The organism is Spirosoma panaciterrae DSM 21099, from assembly GCF_000374025.1.
Taxonomy (GTDB): Bacteria; Bacteroidota; Bacteroidia; order Cytophagales; family Spirosomataceae; genus Spirosoma; species Spirosoma panaciterrae.
This window is the reverse complement of sequence record NZ_KB893206.1, coordinates 181433-202458: the sequence shown is the minus strand read 5'-3', so window position 1 is coordinate 202458 and position 21026 is coordinate 181433. Positions and strand designations below refer to the sequence as shown.

Genomic DNA, 21026 nt, shown 5'->3' with positions numbered 1-21026 from the left:
AGACTCAATAGCTTCTTAAAAATTAACTAAAACTATGCCAAACCACCGTTTCGTTTTGGCCCATCCAATCAATAATCGCCAAAAACCCAACTTTTAGAGACTTTTTAAGAAATACCTATGCTTAAGTGGTTAGCATGAAAACCTTTTATTCTACGACTGTAGGATACGGTGGGGCCGAAAGGGCTTAGCGAAAACTATGCCAACTACATTGTATACTTCTGTACTTTCTTTATTTATTTGTAAGAAGCAAGTTGTTACCAACAATTACGATTTAGGCTATCAAAAAATATAGCAATAAGCCTAAACGAATACTTATGTTGCCGTTATACGCTATCCGTTACATATCAAACTATGTGCCTAAATACGGAATTGAACGCTATTTATTTATTAAACGCAACATATGCTATCCTTTCAAAACACAAAAAGCCACGCTAGCGTGGCTTTTTGTGTTTTGAAAGGATGACGGCTCAACCCTTAAAAGTCATAGCCGAGGGTGAGGTAGGCAATTGGTTTACCCACGGTCTTATCTTCCAGCCCCCAGGCATAATCAAATTTTACGAAGTAGCCAAAAATCATGGTTCTCACACCAGCGCCATACCCAATCAGGAATGGATTTTTAAAGTTGGTAACTATAGCTCTGAACGGGATGCTCCCTCCACCTACAATCTCGGTGTTCAGGCTATTCTGCTGGCTAAATGGCCCGCTCCCCGTCCAGGCTGTTCCAATATCCGTAAACGCAACTAACTGTAAATTGCGAAGGAAGTTGGAGGTTATATTACCCCGGTATAAATACCGAACCAACGGGAGACGAAGTTCAGCGTTGAACAGCATATAACTGTTCCCCGTCAGTTTACCCTGACGGAAACCCCGCAAGGGAGCCGCAAAATCTAAAAAGAACACATCCCGATAATCGGAAGGCACAACGTTACGTTCGGTATTCGGGATTAACAGCGGGTTCGACGAGACGGGCTCTTTCGGATTAGGACCAATCCAGTTTTCCATTCCCCCTAAGGTGGCTTTCTTCGGCGACGCTCCTCCTGATTGACTAAAGGCAAAACGAGCCGCCAGGATCAGATCGCGATGGATTTTCTGATAATGTCTTAAATCAAATGATAACCTTCGGAAGCCCTCCGACGACGACCGTAAGCCCGCATATTCTTCGTACCGCAGCTTCATCCGAGTGCCTTCGACCATATTCATACCATTCACCTTCGAGTTATCGAAGACAAACTCTCCGCGCAAACCGGCATAATCGGATACATGGTCTGGCTCGGCAAACGACGACAGGTCGATCAACCGGGTGATGGCATAGAAAGGCGATACAGTAAACCGACTATTGACTGAGATCGGATAAGACGCCGATACGGCAAAGCGATTATAGCGATACTTCTGCAACAAACCCGCTCCGTCAATAAACAGAGTTTGCCGGTCGATCCGCGCTCCATAGTCGATCCGATGGGTAAGATTGGTATACTCAGCAAACAACTCACTGTTGCGCAACGTGTTGGTCAGACTAATAAAACCACCTGCCCGAAGTACATGGTTTTCCAGCAAGTCGGTCAGGGTTACGTCCTGTGCATACCCAAACCCTTTGATGGGGTCAATCCGCCAGCTCGATGGCGCTTCGTTAATGCCGAATGTTCCTTTATAGTCAAACGGTCCGCGTATGGTGATATTCTCCCGACGACGGTTACGGGGCAAGGTCGTGGTTATAGTGGGCGACGCGCCAGTTATGGAACGACGCTGGCGGTACTCAGCCGCTTTCAGCACGTCAGGATCGAACTGGTAATTGTCGGTATCGACTTCACCCGGCTCTAAAGCCAGTTTCGACCCTGTATTCGTGGTAGCTTGCCCCTGGCTGATCTTAGCAGAATCCGTTACAACCGGCTTTGGCTGAGCTGTTGTATCCGTTTTAGGCTGCCCAAGCCGAGTGCCCATGGTTCGGGCGATAGCCGCACTCCGCTGGGTAGGCGTCGAAGCAACCGACTGATTCAGATTAAGTTGCGAACGAAAACCAATGAATTCACGGCCGTTTTTCAGGCTGCTGTACACAAACCCGCCGTTCGATGGAATCAGATCATACAGCCGGATGCTTTGCGGAAAAGCCGTTAAGGGCGACACCGAACCACCTTCCGTCTGTAACTTATACAGATTCCGAATGCCATTGACATCATTCAGGAAGTAGATCGTCGATTCGTTGGCGGGTATGGGTTGAGTAGCATGATAGAGCGAATCAGTAAGCCGGGATACCGATAGGTCGCGGGCACTGCCTTCGTGGGAGAATAGCACCATCTGATCACGAATGGTTTTATACGACCCTTTGTCGACCCCCAGTGTATCGTCCCGACGGTTGGAACTGAACACTACCTGCCGCGCTGTACGGCCAATAAATGCCGGATATAAGTCGTCGTATAGATCGTTGGTCAGTTGCTGATACGAGCCTCGGTTGATGCTATACAAAAACAGATCATTTTGCCCTTTTCGATCCGCACTCAAAATCAGGCTTCCGCCATCTTCCGAAGCATCCATCCAGACTACCTGCGACAAGCCGTTCACTTTCCGCTTAAACTGGCGTTTAGGACGCTTTTCAAAACCACTGTACTGGTATAGGTTTGTTTCACCTAATTCATCGGTAATGATTAGCAGGTTATTGTCCCGTTGCCAGGCAACCAGTGGCGTATTGGCACGAATCAACTCGCCATCGAGCCGATACCCGCCCGACAATACCGTTGTGTGTTTGCGGTTTGCCGTATTCACAACCTCTACATGAAACTTCCCATCCCGCAGCACCGAATAGGCAATAAACTGTTTATCAGGACTTAACTTCAGACTTACCAATGAGGTCTTGTCGTCGGTAGAACCCACATTAAACTCAAAGCCATCCGTTGTCAGCGTATTTGACTGAGCAAAAGCATTGGCCATACCCGCATAGTATTCACGCCATTCGCGCAGAAACCGGCTGTAAGGAATCCCCAGCGTGCTGGAAATACTGTTTTGTTCGTTACGAATAATACGGGTCAGGTTCAGAATATTTGACACATTATCCCGGCCGTATCGTTGTACAATGTAATTCCAGATCGAATGACCCACTCGCTCGGCATCGGCCCCAGCCAGCAACGAGGGTTTTCGGACCGGACGAGTCAGCGACACATCCCGCATATAATCATCCAGTTCCAGGCTGTTCCCTTCGGCAATGTACGAGGCAATCCCAGGCATGAACCAGTCGGGCAGGGTCAGTAGCAATGAACTTTGTAAGGCATCTTTCAGACTACCCCCATAAAGCATGTCGTACACGAACAACATGGCCACATCGTGTATGATCTGTTTCCGAAAGCTGATTTGATCGCCCGTAAATGCCAGTTCAATCCGGGATTTCGACAGGTTTTGCTCACGGCTGTTGAGACCGCTCTGCGCATTCAGGCCGATATTACTTTGAGTAAGCTCGGCGGGTGAATTGAAGAGGAATATCTTAACCCGATTGTAAGGTGTGTACCCCAGCAACTCGGTAATTCGATCGAACTCCGACTCGGCATATTGTGCTGTCAGATTGGCAATCTGCGTCCCATCCTGATAGTGATAAATCTCAAAATTGGAGGTACGGATAATTTTCCACTCGAAGTCTCGATATTGAATTCGGTTTTTCCCGAATCGTTCAAGCGATGGATAGTTTTGCGCCGTTGCTACGCTAAGTCCACCCAGCCACAGACCCAACAACAAAATGTACTGATTTCGCATACGTGTTTAGCAATCAGGAGTTGGAAGCGAAGCGCGAAGTGAGCATGCCGATGCCAATTTCTGGGGTACGTCAGCCTGCTCACTCCTCACGCTTCGCTCCTAACTACTAAGTTATTCACTTCTCGATAATAACGAAACACAACGGCTAATATTCGCTTCGGGCTCTAAATCTTCTCCATCTAATAAGTGCCGGGCAAATTGCTCAGCCAGATAAGGTGCGAGTGATACCCCTTTGGTTCCCATCCCACCAAAGATACCAACCGAAGGGTGCATGGGATGCAACCCGACAAACGGACGGCGATCTTTCGTTGACGGTCGAATACCTGCCTGTTGCGCTACTACTGTATAAGGTACTTTTAAAATCTGTTGAACTTTCGATTCTAAAAACTCGCGACCATCGGCGGTTGTTTGCCAATCCAGGTCATGCCAGGTATAGGTAGCCCCAATTTTAAGCAGCCCCTCCCGAACCGGCAAAATAAATACACCTTGATTGACTATATTCTTAATAGAGTAATTCTCCACAACCGCAGTCAGAACCTGTCCTTTCACGGGATTGTACGGAAGCCAGTCAAATAACGGATTCTCGCGGGCTTGAACACCATCACAAAATATAACTTTACCGATAGTCAGGCCCTGCCACTCAACTTTATCATCACTGATTGTCAGATCATCGGGCAAGATACGCCCTTCGAAGTATTGATTTTTTTTTATAAAATACCCTTTAACAATTCTGACAAACTCAGTTAAATCCAGCCACCCGCCCTGCGTCACTTCGATACCTCCAAACGGGTTATGTATGGCTGGGCTATATGCCTCATCGTCAACCAGTTTCTCTATATATGGCTGAATCTCAGGATCACTGACGTAGGCCAGATACGCTGTTTTTTCATCCAGAGATCGAAAAGGGCGATAGATATTTTTAGCCTGAAAAAATCTTACACCCAGGTCTTTTTCGATTTGGGTGTAAAATGTATGTAGGAACGGAAACAATTCATCGGCTTTCCAGGTGCGAACTAGCTTACGGCCCGTGAGTGGGTTTACGATCCCGGCCGCCACTGTCGATGCCATTGGTAAAGCCGGATCATCGGCCAGTACGACCGAACAGCCACGCTGGTCGAGTGTCCAGGCCAGAGCCGAGCCAGCCACCCCCTGGCCTACGATTAAAAAATCAACGTTCATAATTTTTCAGGCAGCAAGGAAAAGAAGAAAGGGAAGAAAATCATCGTTTCTCCCCTCTTTCTTCTTTTCTTCTTTGTAAGCTTATTTCACCAGTACCTTATTGGCCCGCTTGCGATGTAGTTCGGCCAGACGCCGATCGGCCAGTTCGATTACCCAGTCCACCTGCTCTTCGATCGTCATGTAGGAAGTATCCAGCAGCATGGCATCGGGGGCCTGAACGAGCGGGCTTTCGGCCCGTGTGGTATCGATGTGGTCTCGTTTCTCCAGGTTGCTGATGATATCGTCCAGATTTACAAGCTCACCTTTAGCCAGTAGCTCCTGCTGACGGCGTCTGGCCCGCGTGTAAGTATCGGCCGTCATAAATACTTTTACCTCTGCATCGGGAAAAACCTTGGTGCCAATATCACGACCATCCATGACCACACCACGTCGGCGTCCCATTTGCTGTTGCTGGGCTACCATGGCCCATCGTACCTCAGGGATCGCACTAACTTCGCTGACGATATTGGAGATGTACATCTTGCGAATTTCATCTTCCACATTCAATCCGTTCAGGCAGGTTTCGTTCTTACCCGTACGCGAGTTAAACTTGAAGGCGATGTGAATATTTTCCAGGGCCATCAGTATATCCCGATGGCTGGAAAGAGACACTTTCTCCTGAATAAAATAGAGGCTCACAGCGCGATACATGGCGCCGGTATCAATATATCCGTAGCCCATACGGGCCGCTACAGCTTTAGCGGTTGTGCTTTTCCCGCAGCTCGAATATCCGTCAATGGCAATAACGATCTTCGGCATGAATGGTTGTCCGCCGAAGCGGCAATAGTCCTACAAAATAACCACAAAAATGGCGTATAGTTAAGCAAGTTTTTAGCAATAGCTACTATAATCCAATCAAATATTGGTGTATTGCAAGTTACTTATTACCCTCTGTGGCATGTAACTGCTTGTGCTCAGATCGGAGGATCGCAAAAATGTGCTCGTCCAGGTATTGATTATTTTTAACGACTGCTTTCCGATGGATGGCCTCGTGTCGATACCCGGCATGTTCGAGCACCCGCATGGAACCAATATTTCCTTCCAGTACACAGGCGAAGATGCGGTTTACCTGAAAGTTCTGAAAGATGTAGTTGGTCATGATCGGTACGGCTTCCGACATCACTCCCCGCCCCCAGTAATCCTCGCTGATCCAGTAACCGATTTCGGCATTGTAGCGATAGATATCATCTTTTACCGTAAACCCGATGTTCCCAACGGCCTGTCCATTGATTTCGATGGCCATATTGCTGGGTTGCTGGTACGATTTGTTGGAGCGTATCCAGGAATGGGCATCGCGGGGGGTGTACGGGTACGGAAAAAAATCGCGTACATTGTTCCAGATGTGTCGATTGCTGGCGTGGTGAATCAATGAATCTTCATCGCCCTCACGCCAGGGACGCAACTGACCGATAGAAAGGGGGAAGCAAATCAAAGTAGTAGTTGACGGAGTCACAGGTGTAAAGGTAAATTACGTCACTAACTACGCATATTACCAAATGTTTATCGCCTAAAACTGGCTTTTAACAAAGTAAGTTTCCGATCTGGCTGGCTATCAGTACCCAACCAGTTCATCATGCCCCTACCCTATTTCACTCCACTCCTTCCGCGATTCGTCAGAAAATGAGCAAATACGGTTCTGTGAGGCAATAGCTTTGGTTTACTCAAACAGCCACCGAACCATTGAAACGTGATGAAACCCGTTTACTTCCTCGTCGGACTACTCCTCTCCTCGGCCGCAACGGCACAGATAAAACTGACGGGTCGTGTACTGGACCAGAAAGGACACGCTCTGCCCGGTGCCAACGTCTTTCTTAGAGGCACTTACGACGGTGGCAATACCGATAGTACGGGCACCTTCCAATTTACTACCCTGCGAAGCGATACGGCAACCCTGCTTGTATCATATATAGGCTATGAATCTTTTAGCCAGAAATTGACCCTTGATAAATCGACACCATTAATCATACGGCTTCAGGAAGCAGCAAACGAGCTCAACACGGTAGTCATTACAGCGGGCTCGTTTGAGGCCTCAGATGAGAAACGCATGACCATGTTGAAACCGATGGATATTGTCACAACAGCCGGAGCCAATGCCGACATAACAGCGGCCATGAACTTACTGCCCGGTACGCAGCGGGTAGGCGAACAAACGGGCCTGTTTGTTCGAGGTGGATCGGGGGAAGAGGCCAAAGTCGTTATCGATGGTATGATCGTGCAGAACCCCTATTTCAGTTCCATGCCCGACGTGCAGTCGCGGGGACGGTTTCAGCCGTTTATGTTCAAAGGCACTTCATTCAGTACGGGTGGTTATTCGGCCCAGTATGGGCAGGCTCTTTCGTCGGTCCTGCTCCTGAACACAACCGATAAAACGCAGAACGAAGGGCTTGGCCTCAGCGTAAATCTGGCGAATACCGGATTAAGCTACGATCATACAGACCGCGCGGATAAGTCATCCATTTCGGCTACGGCTTACTACGGCAACCTGAAACCCCTGTTTACGCTGGTCCGGCAAAATATCGACTGGACAAAGGTACCCGAATTTGCAGGTACGTCACTCACCCATCGGCTTCGCCCCAGCAAGACCGGCATGCTCAAATTCTACGGGATGTATTCGGCCAGCCAGCTCGGCATAAACTTCATTGACCCATCGAGCGATGCCGGAAAAACGGCTTTCAATCAGCAGAACACCAACTTTTTCACCACCAGCACCTATACCGATAGCTGGGCCGATGGCCGATGGTTACTCTACTCAGGGCTGTCGTACAGCTACGATACGGATGCCACCACTTTCGATGCCTATGATTTTGGCCGATCCAGCGAACGATTGCAGGGACGAGCCGTTCTGACGCGATTGCTGCCACGAAATAATTCATTTCTGTTCGGCACAGAAGCCAGCCGGGTTACGCTTCGGAATACGGTCATGGGTACACGCTATGCCCTTCACGACAACTACGCAGCACTGTTCGTAGAGTCGCAAACGTATCTGGGCCGCAACCTGGCTATTCAGCTTGGCCTTCGGGGAGAGTATTCCTCGGTCATTGATCGATTCAACCTGGCCCCTCGCCTGTCGATGGCCTATAAAACCGGACTCTACAGCCAGGTTTCATTAGCCTACGGGCAATTTTACCAAACACCCGACTATCGATACCTCTATCTGAACCGGACTCTGACCTACGAGCGGGCCGACCACCTAATCCTGAACTACCAGATTATCAGAAACAAACGTACCTTCCGAATTGAAACCTTCTATAAAAACTACGCCGAGTTGGTGCGGGAGTTCACGGGCCAGCCCTACGATGCCAACCCGTACCGTTTTCCCATTGGCCAAACCGACAATTCGGGCAATGGCTACGCACAGGGATTCGACATCTTCTGGCGGGATCAGAAAACCATAAACGGGCTGGACTACTGGGTTACCTACAGCTATGTCGACTCGAAGCGTCTGTTTCAGCAGTTTTCAGTAACCGCTACACCAACCTTTATTTCGACCCACAACATCAGCCTGATTGGCAAGCGGTATTTCGAGAAAATCAGTACGAACATCGGCCTGACCTATACCATCAGTAGCGGTCGCCCCTATTACAACCCCAACAGCGAAACCTTCCTGGCCGACCGAACGCCGATGGTCAATAACCTGAGTTTTTCGGCCAGCCACATCACCCGAATCCATAAAAACCTGGTCGTGCTGTATGCATCGGCCGATAATATCCTGAACACACATAATGTATATACCTATCGCTATACCCCCGACGGCAAAACGCGGTACGCTGTAGGCCCCCAATCGTATCGAAGCTTCTTTGTAGGCGGTATGATTATGCTATCCCGAAAAGCGAAAGTCAACGTCAAGGATTTGTAATGCATCGGTCAGCCCGCTCCTGCGGCTCGTTCCAGGCTGACCATTCACATAACTTCACAGATAGGGTCAACCTGGAACTTGGCTCTCCTAACGATAAACCCTATGAAAACCCTCGTCATTCTCCTGATCAGTACACTCGGCACAGTCGCTCCGGTATGGGCGCAGTCGGATCAATACAAACAGGCCATGAGCCAGGCAATCGGTAATCTGCAAACGCAAACCCTGCAAACGTCAGCGGCTGATTTACAGGCTATAGCCAACCAGTTTGAGCGAATTGCCAGTGTCGAAACCAAAGAGTGGCTCCCTCGCTATTACGCCGGTTTGGTATACGTTTATCTGGGCTTTACAGGAAAAGACGAAGCGGCCAAAGATAAGTACCTGGATCAGGCCGATGCACATCTGAAAGCAGCCGAAGCTCTCGCACCTGACAACGACGAGCTGGCCGTTCTGAAAGCCTATATTGCCCAGTCGCGGATGGTGGTCGACCCCATGAATCGCTGGCAACAGTACGGCCCTCTGGCCCAGGCCGGTATTGAAAAGGCCAAAAGCCTGAATGCCGCTAACCCCCGGCCTTATGTACTGGAAGGAACTTCGCTGATGTACACCCCCGAGCAGTTTGGAGGGGGCCCCACGACGGCCTGCCCCGTGTTGAAACAGGCCGCCGAAAAATTTACTACATTTAAGCCAGCCAGCGACCTATCGCCCAACTGGGGTCAAAAGCAAATCGAACCGCTATTAGCCAAGTGTAAATAAGTCTTCCGTTTATAGGTTTCCGCTTTTTGTTGGTCCTCCAACCAGCTACGAACGGGAATCTGAAGACCATAAACCGTAAACTAAGAAAATGACGCGCGAACAACTCATTGGTACGATTGGCAAAAATGGCCGACGGGTCAATATGATGGGTTCCGATCTGGAACATTTCGACTTTAGCGGGCTTGATCTGACCCAGGCCGACCTAAGTTTTTCAAACCTTGGCCGGGCTAATTTTCGGGGCGCTATTCTCCGCCAGGCTAATCTAAGTTTTTCAAACCTGGAAGGTGCCGACTTTACCGACGCTGATCTGTACGAAGCCAATCTGAATTTCAGCTCGCTAGAAGAAGTCAACCTGACCGGAGCCAATGTTGAAGGCGCTACATTCAACTTTTCGGGTCGGAGCAAATACCGTACAAAATCGGAGGTTCGCTCGGAGCCAATTACCCTTACTACCATTTTGCAAAAACCGGGCTGGGGTACGTTGATCGGGATGATGCTGGGGGCGTTGCTGATTTATGGATCGAACGCCATCATCTACTTCACCAATCTGATCCTGACCACGCAGGACCCGAATATGGTTGGCCTGTATCGGTTTCTGGTTGTTCAGAACCTGACGGATGGGGCAATCACCTATTTGCTCACCTGGGCACTTTCGGGCTGGCTCATCAGTCAGTTTTCGGCCATCTGGGTCCGGCACGTATTCATGAGTCTGGTTATCATTTGTAGTTTCATGGTCATCAATATGGGGCTCTATGAGCTTCTGGGCCGTCCGCATATTGAAATACTCCTGAAGCGCCCGGAGGGTATCGGGCAAACAGCCCCCTGGTACATCTATGTGATGGGCGATCTGCTGATTGCCAACCTATTTTTGTACGTGCTCCAACAGGGCCGACAACTAACGCGTAAGCTTTCGGAGCAGGAATTTCAGTTACTGAATCTGGAAAAACTGAAAACCCGTGCCGAATTAGATGCACTCCAGGCCAAAATCAATCCGCATTTTCTGTATAATGCCCTCAACAGCATTGCCAGTCTGGTCCACGAAGACCCCGACAAGGCCGAAGAAATGACCCTGCTGCTGTCTAAACTGTTCCGGTATTCGACCGGACGTAATGGTGAGTTGTACGCCACCCTGGCCGATGAACTGGAGATGGTTCGTACCTACCTCCAGGTAGAGCAGGTCCGGTTTGGTAATCGGCTCGCGTTCAGTGTCGAAGTGTCGGACCCTGCGCTGAACGACCTGAAATTACCGCAGTTCCTGTTGCAGCCTATTGTCGAAAATGCAATCAAACACGGCATTGCCAAACGAGCCGATTCGGGCCGGATCGACGTTCGAATCTATGAAAAAGCCCGTGAGTTGCACTTATGCGTACACGACAATGGCCCCTCGTTTCCCGACAACATGGACGGTGGTTATGGACTTCGCAGCATTCAGGATAAACTAAAACTACTGTATGGTAGCGAGGCCCGCGTGGAACTACAAAACTGGCCGCTTAAACAGGTATTGATCTCGATTAGTATGGACAAAATCCGCAGTACCGATACCGCCGTAACCTCCGACTTATAACCTCAACGATGTATGACATTTCCTTTAAAAACAATCCTAATCGACGACGAAGCACTGGCTATCAGTCGTTTACGTCGACTACTTGATAAACACCGCGACACGTTCGAGATTATTGGCGAAGCCTCCAACGGAGCCGAGGGGCTAACCCTGATTGAAGCCGAACAACCAGATATTATATTTCTGGACATCGAAATGCCCCTGTTAAATGGGTTCGAAATGCTCGCGAAGGTAACCACAGTACCGATGGTGGTATTTGCCACGGCCTTCAATCAATACGCCATTCGCGCTTTTGAAGAAAACTCCGTCGACTACCTCCTCAAGCCCATTGAAGCGGAGCGGCTCACCCGAACCGCCCAGAAAATCCGTAATCTGGTTGAGCGAAACGAGGCCAGCCAGCCTATAAGCAATCCCATGACCGATAGCGTTATGCGACTGCTGGCGCAGATGCAACCGAAGAAGGAGATTTACTCGATTTCAGTGAAAACAGGTGAAAAAATCATCCTGATCCCGCTTTCGGATATTGCCTACTTTGAAGCCGAAGACAAATACGTTTTCCTCGTCACCCTCGACAGCCAGAAATACCTGACTAGCTATACCCTTACCATCCTCAACGAAAAGCTACCCGATACATTCGTACGCATCAGCCGATCGGTCATGGTAAATCGGCATAAGATTGGGGAAATCCATCGGCATTTCGACGGCAAATTTGTACTAGCCATGAACGACCGAAAAGGAACGAAACTTACCAGTGGAAGTACCTATGGCGATGCCGTTCGGCAGTTAATGGAGTTATAAAATTCAACGTTTACAGCCTTTGTGATTTGATCGCAGACGGGCGTAGTTACGTATAAAGATGTAGCTTTGCTTTTAAACAGGCAATGCCCATGAGTAAGAAGAACAGGTCGGGAATTATTTATTCTACCAATCCAGATTTTCACTACGAATCCGACGAACCAGCGGAGGCCGAAACGCTACCTGCTGCACAGCAAAACCTGAAAATCTGGCTGGTCAAACTAGGTGGTAACAAAGTGGTAACAGCCATCCGGGGGTTCATTGGCAGTACGGCTGATTTAGCCGATTTGGGCAAACAGCTCAAGACCACCTGTGGTTCGGGAGGCTCTACTAAAGACGACGAAATTCTGATTCAGGGCGACCATCGCGACAAAGTACTGGCCTGGCTCACTGGCAAAGGCTACAAAGCGAAAAAAGCAGGTGGTTGATTAGCCACGCGGCCTACTGATCACCTTCTTCCACACAACCTCCTCCATGAAACACACTCTATTGACACTGCTGTTATTCGCCAGTTCGGGTATTCTCTGTGCACAATCCTGGCAAGGGCAAATCGGTACCAATCTGGCCGTCCTGCCAGGCCGATCGGTCGAGTTTACCACCGCCTGGAGCCCCAACCTGGACCGTTGGGCGTTGGTGGCCAGTGCCGGGTATACCTACCAGAATCACGCCAGTCGCTCCCCCTCTGGCTATCTCTGCGATTGTGGCTTCAGTACCCTTAATACGTCGGGAGCTTCGGCCAAAGTTGGTGCCCGAATCGATGCCATCCGAATGGGCAAACCCACCGCCCGGATTGGACTACCCGTTGGTCTGTTGCTGATTGGCTCTCAGTATGACCAGGAGGCTACCATTCGTTCATTTCCAAGCGGGCAGGCTATTTATTCCACCCAATCGGCAAAGGGATTTGTAACGGGACTGGGCGTAACGGCCGCTTTGAACATCCGGTTTTCACCACACTGGAATCTGGACCTCGGCCTCCAGAAATTCATTGGCTTAAGCAAACGGACGGATTACCTGCTCTTTGCCAATTTCATGACCTATCAACCCGGCATCGGCCTCACCAACTGGGACAAATTCTGGCCGGGTATGCAGGGAATCGGTACGCTAAATTATCGGTTTCTTTCACGATAAATCAGACCAGAGGGTTCAACAAATGCGCGCTCAATTGGCTTCAGGGAAATCTAGCCGCCTAAAAACCTTTCCACTCGCTTCGGGGTTATGGGCGAAACAGAAACCATTCCGTTCCAAGTCCTCATGGCAGATAATATCAAAACCGCGCTTATTACAGGTGGCTCAAAAGGCATTGGCTATGGCATTGCCGAAGTACTCGTTAAAGAAGGTATCCGGGTGGCCATTACCAGCCGCTCATCAGTAGCCGCCGAACTGGCCGCCAGCAAACTGAATGAAATCAACCCCGGTTCTGCATTGGGTCTCGGGGCCGACGTACGGGATTTAGCCTCGCAACAACGGGCCGTCGACAACATCTTACAAACCTGGGGGCGCCTGGATTATGTGATCGCCAATGCGGGTGTAGGCCACTTTGCATCCATTCAGGAACTTACCCCCGAACAGTGGCACGAAACCATCGACATCAACCTGACGGGCGTTTTTTATACCGCCAAAGCGACCCTCGACGCGCTGAAAAAGTCGGAAGGGTATTTCATCACAATTGCCAGTCTGGCCGGTACGAATTTCTTCGAAAAAGGGGCCGCTTACAACGCCAGTAAATTCGGGCTGGTTGGGTTTACGCAGGCGGTTATGCTCGATCTGCGAACCGAAGGTATCAAGGTATCGACCATCATGCCGGGTTCGGTGGCTACGTACTTCAACGACCACCAGCCCAGTGAAAAAGATGCCTGGAAAATTCAGCCGGAAGATATTGGTCAGATTGTTTCGGACCTGATCAAAATGCCCGCTCGTACACTGCCCAGCAAAATCGAAGTGCGCCCCACCCGGCCGGGTGGGAAATAGCTAATGGGTATTCGTTGTCATCAATAGGCATTGGTTGTCATTCATCGTGGTCAGTTCAATCCATCCATTTCACGATAAATGATAACTGAATAGCAACCAATGCCTATTCATGACTATTCCTTTATAACCACTGCAAAGCCTCTTCATTCCCCTTCTGAATCGCCAGGTCACGGGCCGTCAATCCCCGGCCATCCTGAATAGAGGCATCGGCACCATGTTCAAGTAAAAGCCTGGCCAGCTCATTACGTCCGAAGAGAACCGCAAACATCAGGGCAGTACTCCCGTTGACATTCTGTGCATTCAAATTGGCCCCACTCTCAATTAATGACCGGGCTACCTCAGGATAGCCTTTAAATGAAACGCCCATCAGGGCTGTGTTGCCGCTTACATCCTGCCCGTTCACGTCGGCATTGGCATCCAGCAAAACCCGAATGGCTTCTAAATGACCACTGTATGTAGCCAGAATTAATGGCGTAAAACCCTGATCGTTCCGAATGTTCACGTCAACACCATTATCAATGAGTTGATTCAGATAACGAGCATCGCCGTTGCGAGCGGCCTCAAATAGCAGATCTTCAGGCCGGGTAGCTTGGTTTGACATAGTGAATGAGCGTTTAGATGGAGATTGAACGTCTGCCCAATTTTGTTCATGAGATAAACACGGGATGACAATCGGTTTGTTCTGAAAACTAAGGCTAAACGCAGCAAATACCTGAATTCAGAAGCAGCCTGTGTAATCCGAACCAAAGCTTGTAAACCGACTGAAAGTTCTGAACTTTCGGCCAGTAGCCTTCTCCTCCACTTTATGGTTCGCTTTGGCATCGATCATTTTTTAGAACAGGCAGCCACTTTCCTGCCTAAACGGCTGGCCCTCGTTACCAATCAGGCAGCCACCACGGCAACCTATATTCCTTCCCGACAGGCCCTACTTTCTGCAGGTTTTCCAGTTTATAAACTATTCTCGCCCGAACATGGGCTGGATTCGATTGGTGAAGATGGCAGGCCCATGTCTAATGGAATCGACCCGCTGACAGGCCTTCCGATCGTCAGTTTATACGGTGCAAAGCTCCAGCCTTCGGCTGATGACCTGGCCGATGCTGACGCGGTTATCGTGGATTTGCCCGACATTGGTTGTCGGTTTTATACCTATCTGTGGACGCTTACACACGTTATGGAAGCCTGTTCGCTGCACAACAAGCCATTGATTTTGCTCGACCGCCCGAATCCGCTCTCTGGACGTATGGATCGGGCTGAAGGGCCTATGCTCGACGAAACGACCTGTTCATCTTTCATTGGCCGATGGGCCATTCCACTACGGCACTCCTGCACATTCGGTGAATTGGCCCGCTACTGGCAGCACCAGCGTTTGCCAGATTTACGGCTTACTATAGTGAAGGCCGAAGGTTGGCAACGGGTCCATTTTAGCCGCGACTGGCAACCTTCATTTGTACCGACCTCCCCAGCAATGGCCCATTCAGAAGCCGTTTTACTCTATCCGGGTCTGGGCTTACTGGAAGCTACCAATCTGAGTGAAGGCCGTGGAACGGCGACTCCATTTCAGATTGCTGGCTCTCCCTGGCTGGACGCATATACGCTAACGGATCGATTTAAGCAGTTGGCTATTCCGGGAGTCGTAGCACGTGCTCTGACGTTTACGCCCCAAAGCGGCAAATATGCGGGTGAATTATGCCAGGGCCTGATGTTTCACGTTACGGATGATGTGGCCTTTGAGGCCGTCGGGGCAGGTATGCTCTTTATCAAGCTCGTTTATGACCACCATCCCGGTGAGTTTAGCTGGGCACCCTACCCTACTTATGTGAACCCGACGGGAACGCTCCACCTGGACAAACTGCTAGGCCTGGCTGACTCGGAACGGCTATTTGAGCAACCCTTTGCTTCATTTCAGGAAACCTGTCGAACCGTAACAGCCTGTGATGGGTGGACCGAAACGATGAAGCCTTTTCTGTTGTATTAAGCCCTCGTTTAGTCACGGAATCAGTCGTTTGCCGATTAGTTATTTCACTAGCTTCTGTAATCGTTGGTGGTTTTTTTGGCGGTCCTTTTGGGTTTGGATGAACAGCTTTTTGTTTAGTTCAAGGCGGTAATCGCAGCCACGACTCAGGGCTTCTTTCAAGCGTTCATTTCGGCTCATCGATACCTTTACTTTCCGGCTTTCCAGCAAAACGATCATTTTCTTTAAATGATCGAGCAGATCGGCATAGTATTCATCCAGTTGCAAATACCAATCCCTGAGCCGTAACTCGCCCGATCTAGCTTGCATACAGGGCTTAGCCGATAGCAGTTGAGTCCATTCCTGCTGCAAAGTCTCAATATGAATCTGAATCGGTTGTCCGTCAAACGCTTCAGCAGGTAAATACATACAGTCGCCATTGTCGACCAGCAGGATCGTCGTCAGCGTCCACTGATTTGCCACCAGTTGAGTTAATCGTTCGAATGCAGATTCATAGCTCTGAACCCAATGAGTCACATTTTCATAGTGCCCTCCCTTATACATTCCGTCTATCAAGAGCATCATCGCTTTTCGAACTAACCGTCAAATCGTTAACAAATTAACGTAAAGTGACTGGCTCGCGAAAGGAATTTTCAGAAACGACCGGGGTATTTCCTTTGGCAAATACTCCAGTTTTACTGAACGGCTTTCACTTCCTGACCATCGCGGATTTCTTCGGAGGCTTTTTTAACAATGGTCATCCCTGGCTGAACGTCACCAAACACTTCGACCAGACTATCCAGCACGTTACCTTTCTGAACCGACACCCACTGTGCCCGATTGTCCTGAACCTTTATCAAAAACATCTTCTCACTGGAGCTAACGACCGAGGTTGTGGGCACAAACAGGGTTTTGGACGTACGCTCAATGGGCATCTGCACTTCGGCATACATACCCGCTTTGAGTTCGTGTGAAGCATTCGGCACATCGAACTCGGCCATCATCGACCGATTGGCTTCGACCAGACTCTGGGCCGAACGGGCCAATTTTGCATTGAACCGACGGTCGGGCATGGCGTTGACTGTGAATGAAACCGAGCTATTCCTGGGTAATTGATTCGCAAAGGTTTCAGGAATGGCGACAGTAAGGCGTAATGTACGGCTATCTTCCAGCACAAACAGTGGTTTGCCGCTATCGCCCGCACCAACCAATGCGCCGGGGCTGATATTCCGCTCGATAACGATGCCATCGAATGGGGCCGTAATGGTCAGGTATTGGCGCAGTTCGGTCTTGGCCTGGTAATTGGAACGGGATGCCTGCACCGTACCCCGCGCTACGGCTACCATAGCACTGTCGGCCTGCATACGGGCCTGCGCCTGATCGAGTTCATTGGCCGAAACTGCACCCTCCATTTTGGCCGTTTGCAAAAGCCGGGTGTAGGTCAGTTTGCTGGCGCGGGCACGGGTTGTCTGCTCAACCAGCGTAGCTTCCTGCGCCTGTAACTGCGCCTGCGCCTGACTGAGTTCGGAAATCACTTCAGGTGCATCCAGCCGCGCCAGTACCTGCCCTTTGCGAACGACAGTACCCCGATCGACCGAAACATCCCGGACAAACCCCTTTACTTTGGCGTACATGCTGACCCGATTCCAGGGCTTCAGCTCACCGGGGAGGGTAACCCGTTTGCTAGGCTGAAGCGCCTGCACGTTCGCCACCACTACCTGCTGAATTTCAGGCGCTTTGGCGGGACTTTTATTGTCGCTACTGGCCGTAGTGCAGGCGACCACGCCCGCAGCGATACACGCGCCAATGAGTGAAAGAGTGAAAGAGCGAACGAGCGAATTGCTCGACATTTGATTAATTTTAACTGGATTCATATCGATCTCCTTAAGCTATTAACGTCCAATTGCCAATGATGAGTTATGCTGTAGTACTTAGTTCGGGATGGTAGAATTTGCTATCGGGATCTTCGGGGTCGAGCGATACCGATTGGATGGCGGCTTTGGCCTGAAGCTGCGTAAACACACAGGGCAGAATCAGTAATGCGGCCAGCGTAGACGCAATCAACCCACCGATAACGGCCTGACCCAGTGGCGCAATCTGATCTCCCCCTTCACCCAGCCCGGAAGCCATCGGCACCATCCCGGCAATCATAGCAATACTGGTCATCAGAATCGGGCGAATCCGGCTGTTGGCAGCCAGCACAGCAGCCTTACGGGTTTCCCCAATCTCCAGTCGTAAATTCTCGGCATTCGTCACCATCAGAATGGCATTGGCGACCGATACCCCCACCGACATAATCAGCCCCATATAAGATTGTAGATTCAGCGTAGCACCACAGGCCAGCAACATCAGCAACGCCCCCGCCACTACCGCCGGAATAGCCGCCAGAATAACCAGCGATAACTTAAACGACTGGTAATTCGCTGCCAGCAAGAGGAAGATGATAATGATCGCCACCAGTAGCCCCGTTTGCAAACTACTTAAGGTATCAGCCAGAAGCCGGGTTTGGCCGCGCATCTCTACAATGACCCCACGCGGTGGATCGCCAGCGTCTTTGATAGCCTGCATAACCGCTTTCTGGGCCGTACCCAGGTCTTTTTTCTGAAGATTGGCCGTCACCGTTACCAGTCGATTTGGGCCAGCGCGGTCGTATTCGCCGGGGGCTGTTCCTTCCGAAAACGTAGCGACATCCGACAGGAGCGGACGCATTTCACCACTTTTCAACGGGATATTCCCAATGTCGTTGGTATTGGCCATCTGGTATTCGGGAATCTGTACCTGCACCTGATACGCCAGCCCCTTCGAATCGTCGAGCCAGAGATTTTTATCGGTAAAGCGACTCGACGAGGTAGCCGCCACCATCGACCGGGCCACCTGCGTAGAGGTAACCCCCAACTGCCCGGCCCGTTCGCGGTTCATGGTCACGTTCAGGATTGGGTACGCCAACGGCTGGGCAATCTGTACATCGCGCAGATAGGCAATCTGGCTCATCCGATCTTTGATCTTATTGGCAAACCGTCCCGCTTCGGCCAGGTCTTTGGCGGCTACGGTCACCTCAATGGGCGTAGCCGAACCCTGGCTCATGATTTTATCGACCAACTCAATCGGTTCGAACGAAATGCGGGCGTTGGGCAAGGCATTGGCAATTCGAGCGCGCAACTGCTCTTTCAGATCGTCCATCTTCACCGGGAAATCTTCGTGAAGCGACACCTGCAAAACGGCTTCGTGAGGGCCGCTATTGAACACAAAAATATTCGATGTACCATAGCTGGACGGCACCGTACCGACATAAGCCGATGAGATTTCGAGATGCTCAGGCCCCACCTCTTTTTTGATGATGTCGAGCACTTTCAGCGTAGCCAGTTCCGTCCGTTCTACACGGGTACCATCGGGAACGCGCAATCGAAGCTGAAACTGGTGGCTATTGGCGTGGGGGAGAATATCCGTCCCGATCACCAGAAAACAAACCACAATGATGGCCAGCGACCCGATCAGGTAGCCTCCCACAACCAGCCCCCGACGGTTTATAATCCGTTCGAGCTGAGCCGTATAGCGTTGCTTAAATTTCTCGAAACCCGTTGCATGTTTCACCGGATGTGCGGCTTCATCCAGAATCATGTGGCGTTCCTGAGCATCCAGTGCCAAGGTTGGTGCTTCGTGTTTTGGGTGGGCTTTCAGTAGCCAGTTGGCCATCACCGGCACCAGCGTCTGCGACAGAATGAACGAGGCAATCATGGCAAACCCGACCGAGAGCGACAGGGGCAGAAACATCGAACGAGGGATGCCACTCATCACAAAGGCCGGAGCAAACACGGCCAGAATAGCCAGCAGAATCAGGAATTCCGGGAAAATAATTTCCCTACAGGCATCCCAGATCGCTACCGCTTTCGGCTTCCCTTCTTCCAGATGCTGGTGAATATTTTCGATCGTCACCGTAGCCTGATCGACCAGAATCCCAATCGCCAGCGCCAGTCCCGACAGGGTCATGATGTTGATGGTTTGCCCGAACAGATTCAGCAGAATCACCGCCGAAAGCACCGAGATCGGGATGGTCAGTACAACAATGATCACACTTCGCCAGTCGCGCAGGAAAAGGAGTACCATCAAGCCCGTTAGAATGGCACCTAGCACCCCTTCGGTCACCAGACTTTTGAGTGCGTTGGTCACGTACACCGACTGGTCGAACTCGTACGAAATCTTCACATCTTCGGGTACGGCCGCCTGCAATTCGGGCATTGCCTTGCGGATGTTATTCACCACATCGAGCGTGGACGCATCCGATTTTTTGACCACCGGAATGTATACCGCCCGTCGACCGTTGACCAGGGCGTAGCTCACCGTTACGTCGGCCGCATCTTCTACCGTTCCAATATCCCGCACGAACACCGTTGGGCCGGTGCCAATCCGAATGGGAATATTCAGAAAATCTTCCGGGCGTTTTACCAGCGAGTTTACGGGCGTCATCAACGCTTTATCGCCAATCCGAATGTTTCCGGCGGGCGATGGCTGGTTGTTGCTCGTGATGGCTTTAATGACCTCTTCAGGCGTAAGCTGATAACTACGTACCAGTTGCGGATTCACCCGGATAACTACCGTCCGCTGGTTGCCGCCAAACGGTGGCGGACTCGATACACCCGGAATCCGGGAGAACATGGGCCGCACCCGTGACGACGCAAAATCCTGAATTTCGTTCAGAGATCGGCTCTGACTTTCAAAGACCAACTGCCCTACCGGCACCGAACTGGCATCGAATCGTACAACCTGGGGTGGCACCGTTCCTTCGGGCATATAGGCTTTTGCCCGTGAGACGTTGTTGGCAACTTCGGCCGCTGCCTGTGCCATATCGGTACCCGGATAGAATTGCAGCTTGATCAGCGACAGGCCCTGAATGGTCTTCACCTCAACATCCCGAATACCGGATACATACAGAAAGTGGTCCTGGTAGCGGGTAGCAATAAAGCCGTCCATCTGGTCGGGAGCCATGCCGCCATAGGGCTGCACCACGTAAATGGTGGGCAGGTCGAGGTTCGGAAAGATGTCGACCGGAATGGTAAACAGCGACATCACCGCGAAAAACAGAAGTCCCATAACCGCTACCACCACCGAAATCGGCTTCCGCAGCGCAGATCGAATGATTGAATTCATACTGTTTAATTTTTATGTGTAGAGACGCATCGTTGCGTCTCATG

Annotated in this window: 16 protein-coding genes; 8 read left to right on the top strand and 8 right to left on the bottom strand. The window is 50.5% G+C overall.

Annotated features, from left to right (window positions below):
* Positions 1-474: 474 nt before the first annotated feature.
* The 4 genes from B153_RS0125675 to B153_RS0125660 form a co-directional block, all read right to left on the bottom strand.
* The gene (locus tag B153_RS0125675) at positions 475-3735 is read right to left on the bottom strand and encodes a hypothetical protein (RefSeq protein ID WP_020599618.1); all 3261 of its coding nucleotides are present in this window, start codon (positions 3733-3735) and stop codon (positions 475-477) included.
* A 111-nt stretch (positions 3736-3846) separates the two neighbouring features.
* Positions 3847-4914: an NAD(P)/FAD-dependent oxidoreductase gene (locus B153_RS0125670; RefSeq protein WP_020599617.1), complete on the bottom strand. Its 1068-nt coding sequence runs from the start codon at positions 4912-4914 to the stop codon at positions 3847-3849.
* 81 nt (positions 4915-4995) lie between these two features.
* Positions 4996-5712, bottom strand: a complete 717-nt coding sequence (gene cmk, locus B153_RS0125665) for a (d)CMP kinase (protein ID WP_020599616.1) — start codon at positions 5710-5712, stop codon at positions 4996-4998.
* A gap of 118 nt (positions 5713-5830) precedes the next feature.
* Positions 5831-6406: a GNAT family N-acetyltransferase gene (locus B153_RS0125660; protein WP_051097348.1), complete on the bottom strand. Its 576-nt coding sequence runs from the start codon at positions 6404-6406 to the stop codon at positions 5831-5833.
* A gap of 237 nt (positions 6407-6643) precedes the next feature.
* Between B153_RS0125660 and B153_RS0125655 the strand changes: the two genes are divergently transcribed.
* From B153_RS0125655 to B153_RS0125625, 7 genes are all read left to right on the top strand, one after another.
* Entirely contained in the window at positions 6644-8809 is a 2166-nt protein-coding gene (locus B153_RS0125655) for a TonB-dependent receptor (RefSeq protein WP_020599614.1), read from the top strand.
* A 102-nt stretch (positions 8810-8911) separates the two neighbouring features.
* The gene (locus B153_RS0125650) at positions 8912-9562 is read left to right on the top strand and encodes a hypothetical protein (RefSeq protein ID WP_020599613.1); all 651 of its coding nucleotides are present in this window, start codon (positions 8912-8914) and stop codon (positions 9560-9562) included.
* 88 nt (positions 9563-9650) lie between these two features.
* Positions 9651-11126 (top strand): pentapeptide repeat-containing protein, encoded by a 1476-nt coding sequence (locus B153_RS0125645; RefSeq protein WP_020599612.1) that lies wholly within the window; start codon positions 9651-9653, stop codon positions 11124-11126.
* A gap of 12 nt (positions 11127-11138) precedes the next feature.
* Positions 11139-11921, top strand: coding sequence for a LytR/AlgR family response regulator transcription factor (locus B153_RS0125640; RefSeq protein ID WP_020599611.1), 783 nt, complete (start codon positions 11139-11141; stop codon positions 11919-11921).
* A gap of 89 nt (positions 11922-12010) precedes the next feature.
* Positions 12011-12346, top strand: coding sequence for a translation initiation factor (locus B153_RS0125635; RefSeq protein ID WP_020599610.1), 336 nt, complete (start codon positions 12011-12013; stop codon positions 12344-12346).
* A gap of 46 nt (positions 12347-12392) precedes the next feature.
* The gene (locus B153_RS0125630) at positions 12393-13046 is read left to right on the top strand and encodes a hypothetical protein (RefSeq protein ID WP_040762048.1); all 654 of its coding nucleotides are present in this window, start codon (positions 12393-12395) and stop codon (positions 13044-13046) included.
* 123 nt (positions 13047-13169) lie between these two features.
* Entirely contained in the window at positions 13170-13886 is a 717-nt protein-coding gene (locus tag B153_RS0125625) for an SDR family oxidoreductase (RefSeq protein WP_026262453.1), read from the top strand.
* A gap of 121 nt (positions 13887-14007) precedes the next feature.
* On the opposite strand, the gene B153_RS0125620 is transcribed toward B153_RS0125625, so the two are convergent.
* The gene (locus B153_RS0125620; RefSeq protein ID WP_020599607.1) at positions 14008-14487 is read right to left on the bottom strand and encodes an ankyrin repeat domain-containing protein; all 480 of its coding nucleotides are present in this window, start codon (positions 14485-14487) and stop codon (positions 14008-14010) included.
* A 204-nt stretch (positions 14488-14691) separates the two neighbouring features.
* On the opposite strand from B153_RS0125620, the gene B153_RS0125615 reads away from it, so the two are divergent.
* Positions 14692-15861: an exo-beta-N-acetylmuramidase NamZ family protein gene (locus B153_RS0125615; RefSeq protein ID WP_020599606.1), complete on the top strand. Its 1170-nt coding sequence runs from the start codon at positions 14692-14694 to the stop codon at positions 15859-15861.
* Between the two features lie 39 nt (positions 15862-15900).
* Here the strand turns inward: B153_RS0125615 and B153_RS0125610 are convergent, their stop codons facing one another.
* From B153_RS0125610 to B153_RS0125600, 3 genes are all read right to left on the bottom strand, one after another.
* The gene (locus B153_RS0125610; RefSeq protein WP_157634855.1) at positions 15901-16422 is read right to left on the bottom strand and encodes a hypothetical protein; all 522 of its coding nucleotides are present in this window, start codon (positions 16420-16422) and stop codon (positions 15901-15903) included.
* A gap of 110 nt (positions 16423-16532) precedes the next feature.
* Positions 16533-17711 (bottom strand): efflux RND transporter periplasmic adaptor subunit, encoded by a 1179-nt coding sequence (locus B153_RS0125605; protein WP_245564947.1) that lies wholly within the window; start codon positions 17709-17711, stop codon positions 16533-16535.
* 43 nt (positions 17712-17754) lie between these two features.
* Complete coding sequence (locus B153_RS0125600; RefSeq protein WP_020599603.1) at positions 17755-20982, bottom strand: efflux RND transporter permease subunit; 3228 nt, start codon at positions 20980-20982, stop codon at positions 17755-17757.
* Positions 20983-21026: the final 44 nt, after the last annotated feature.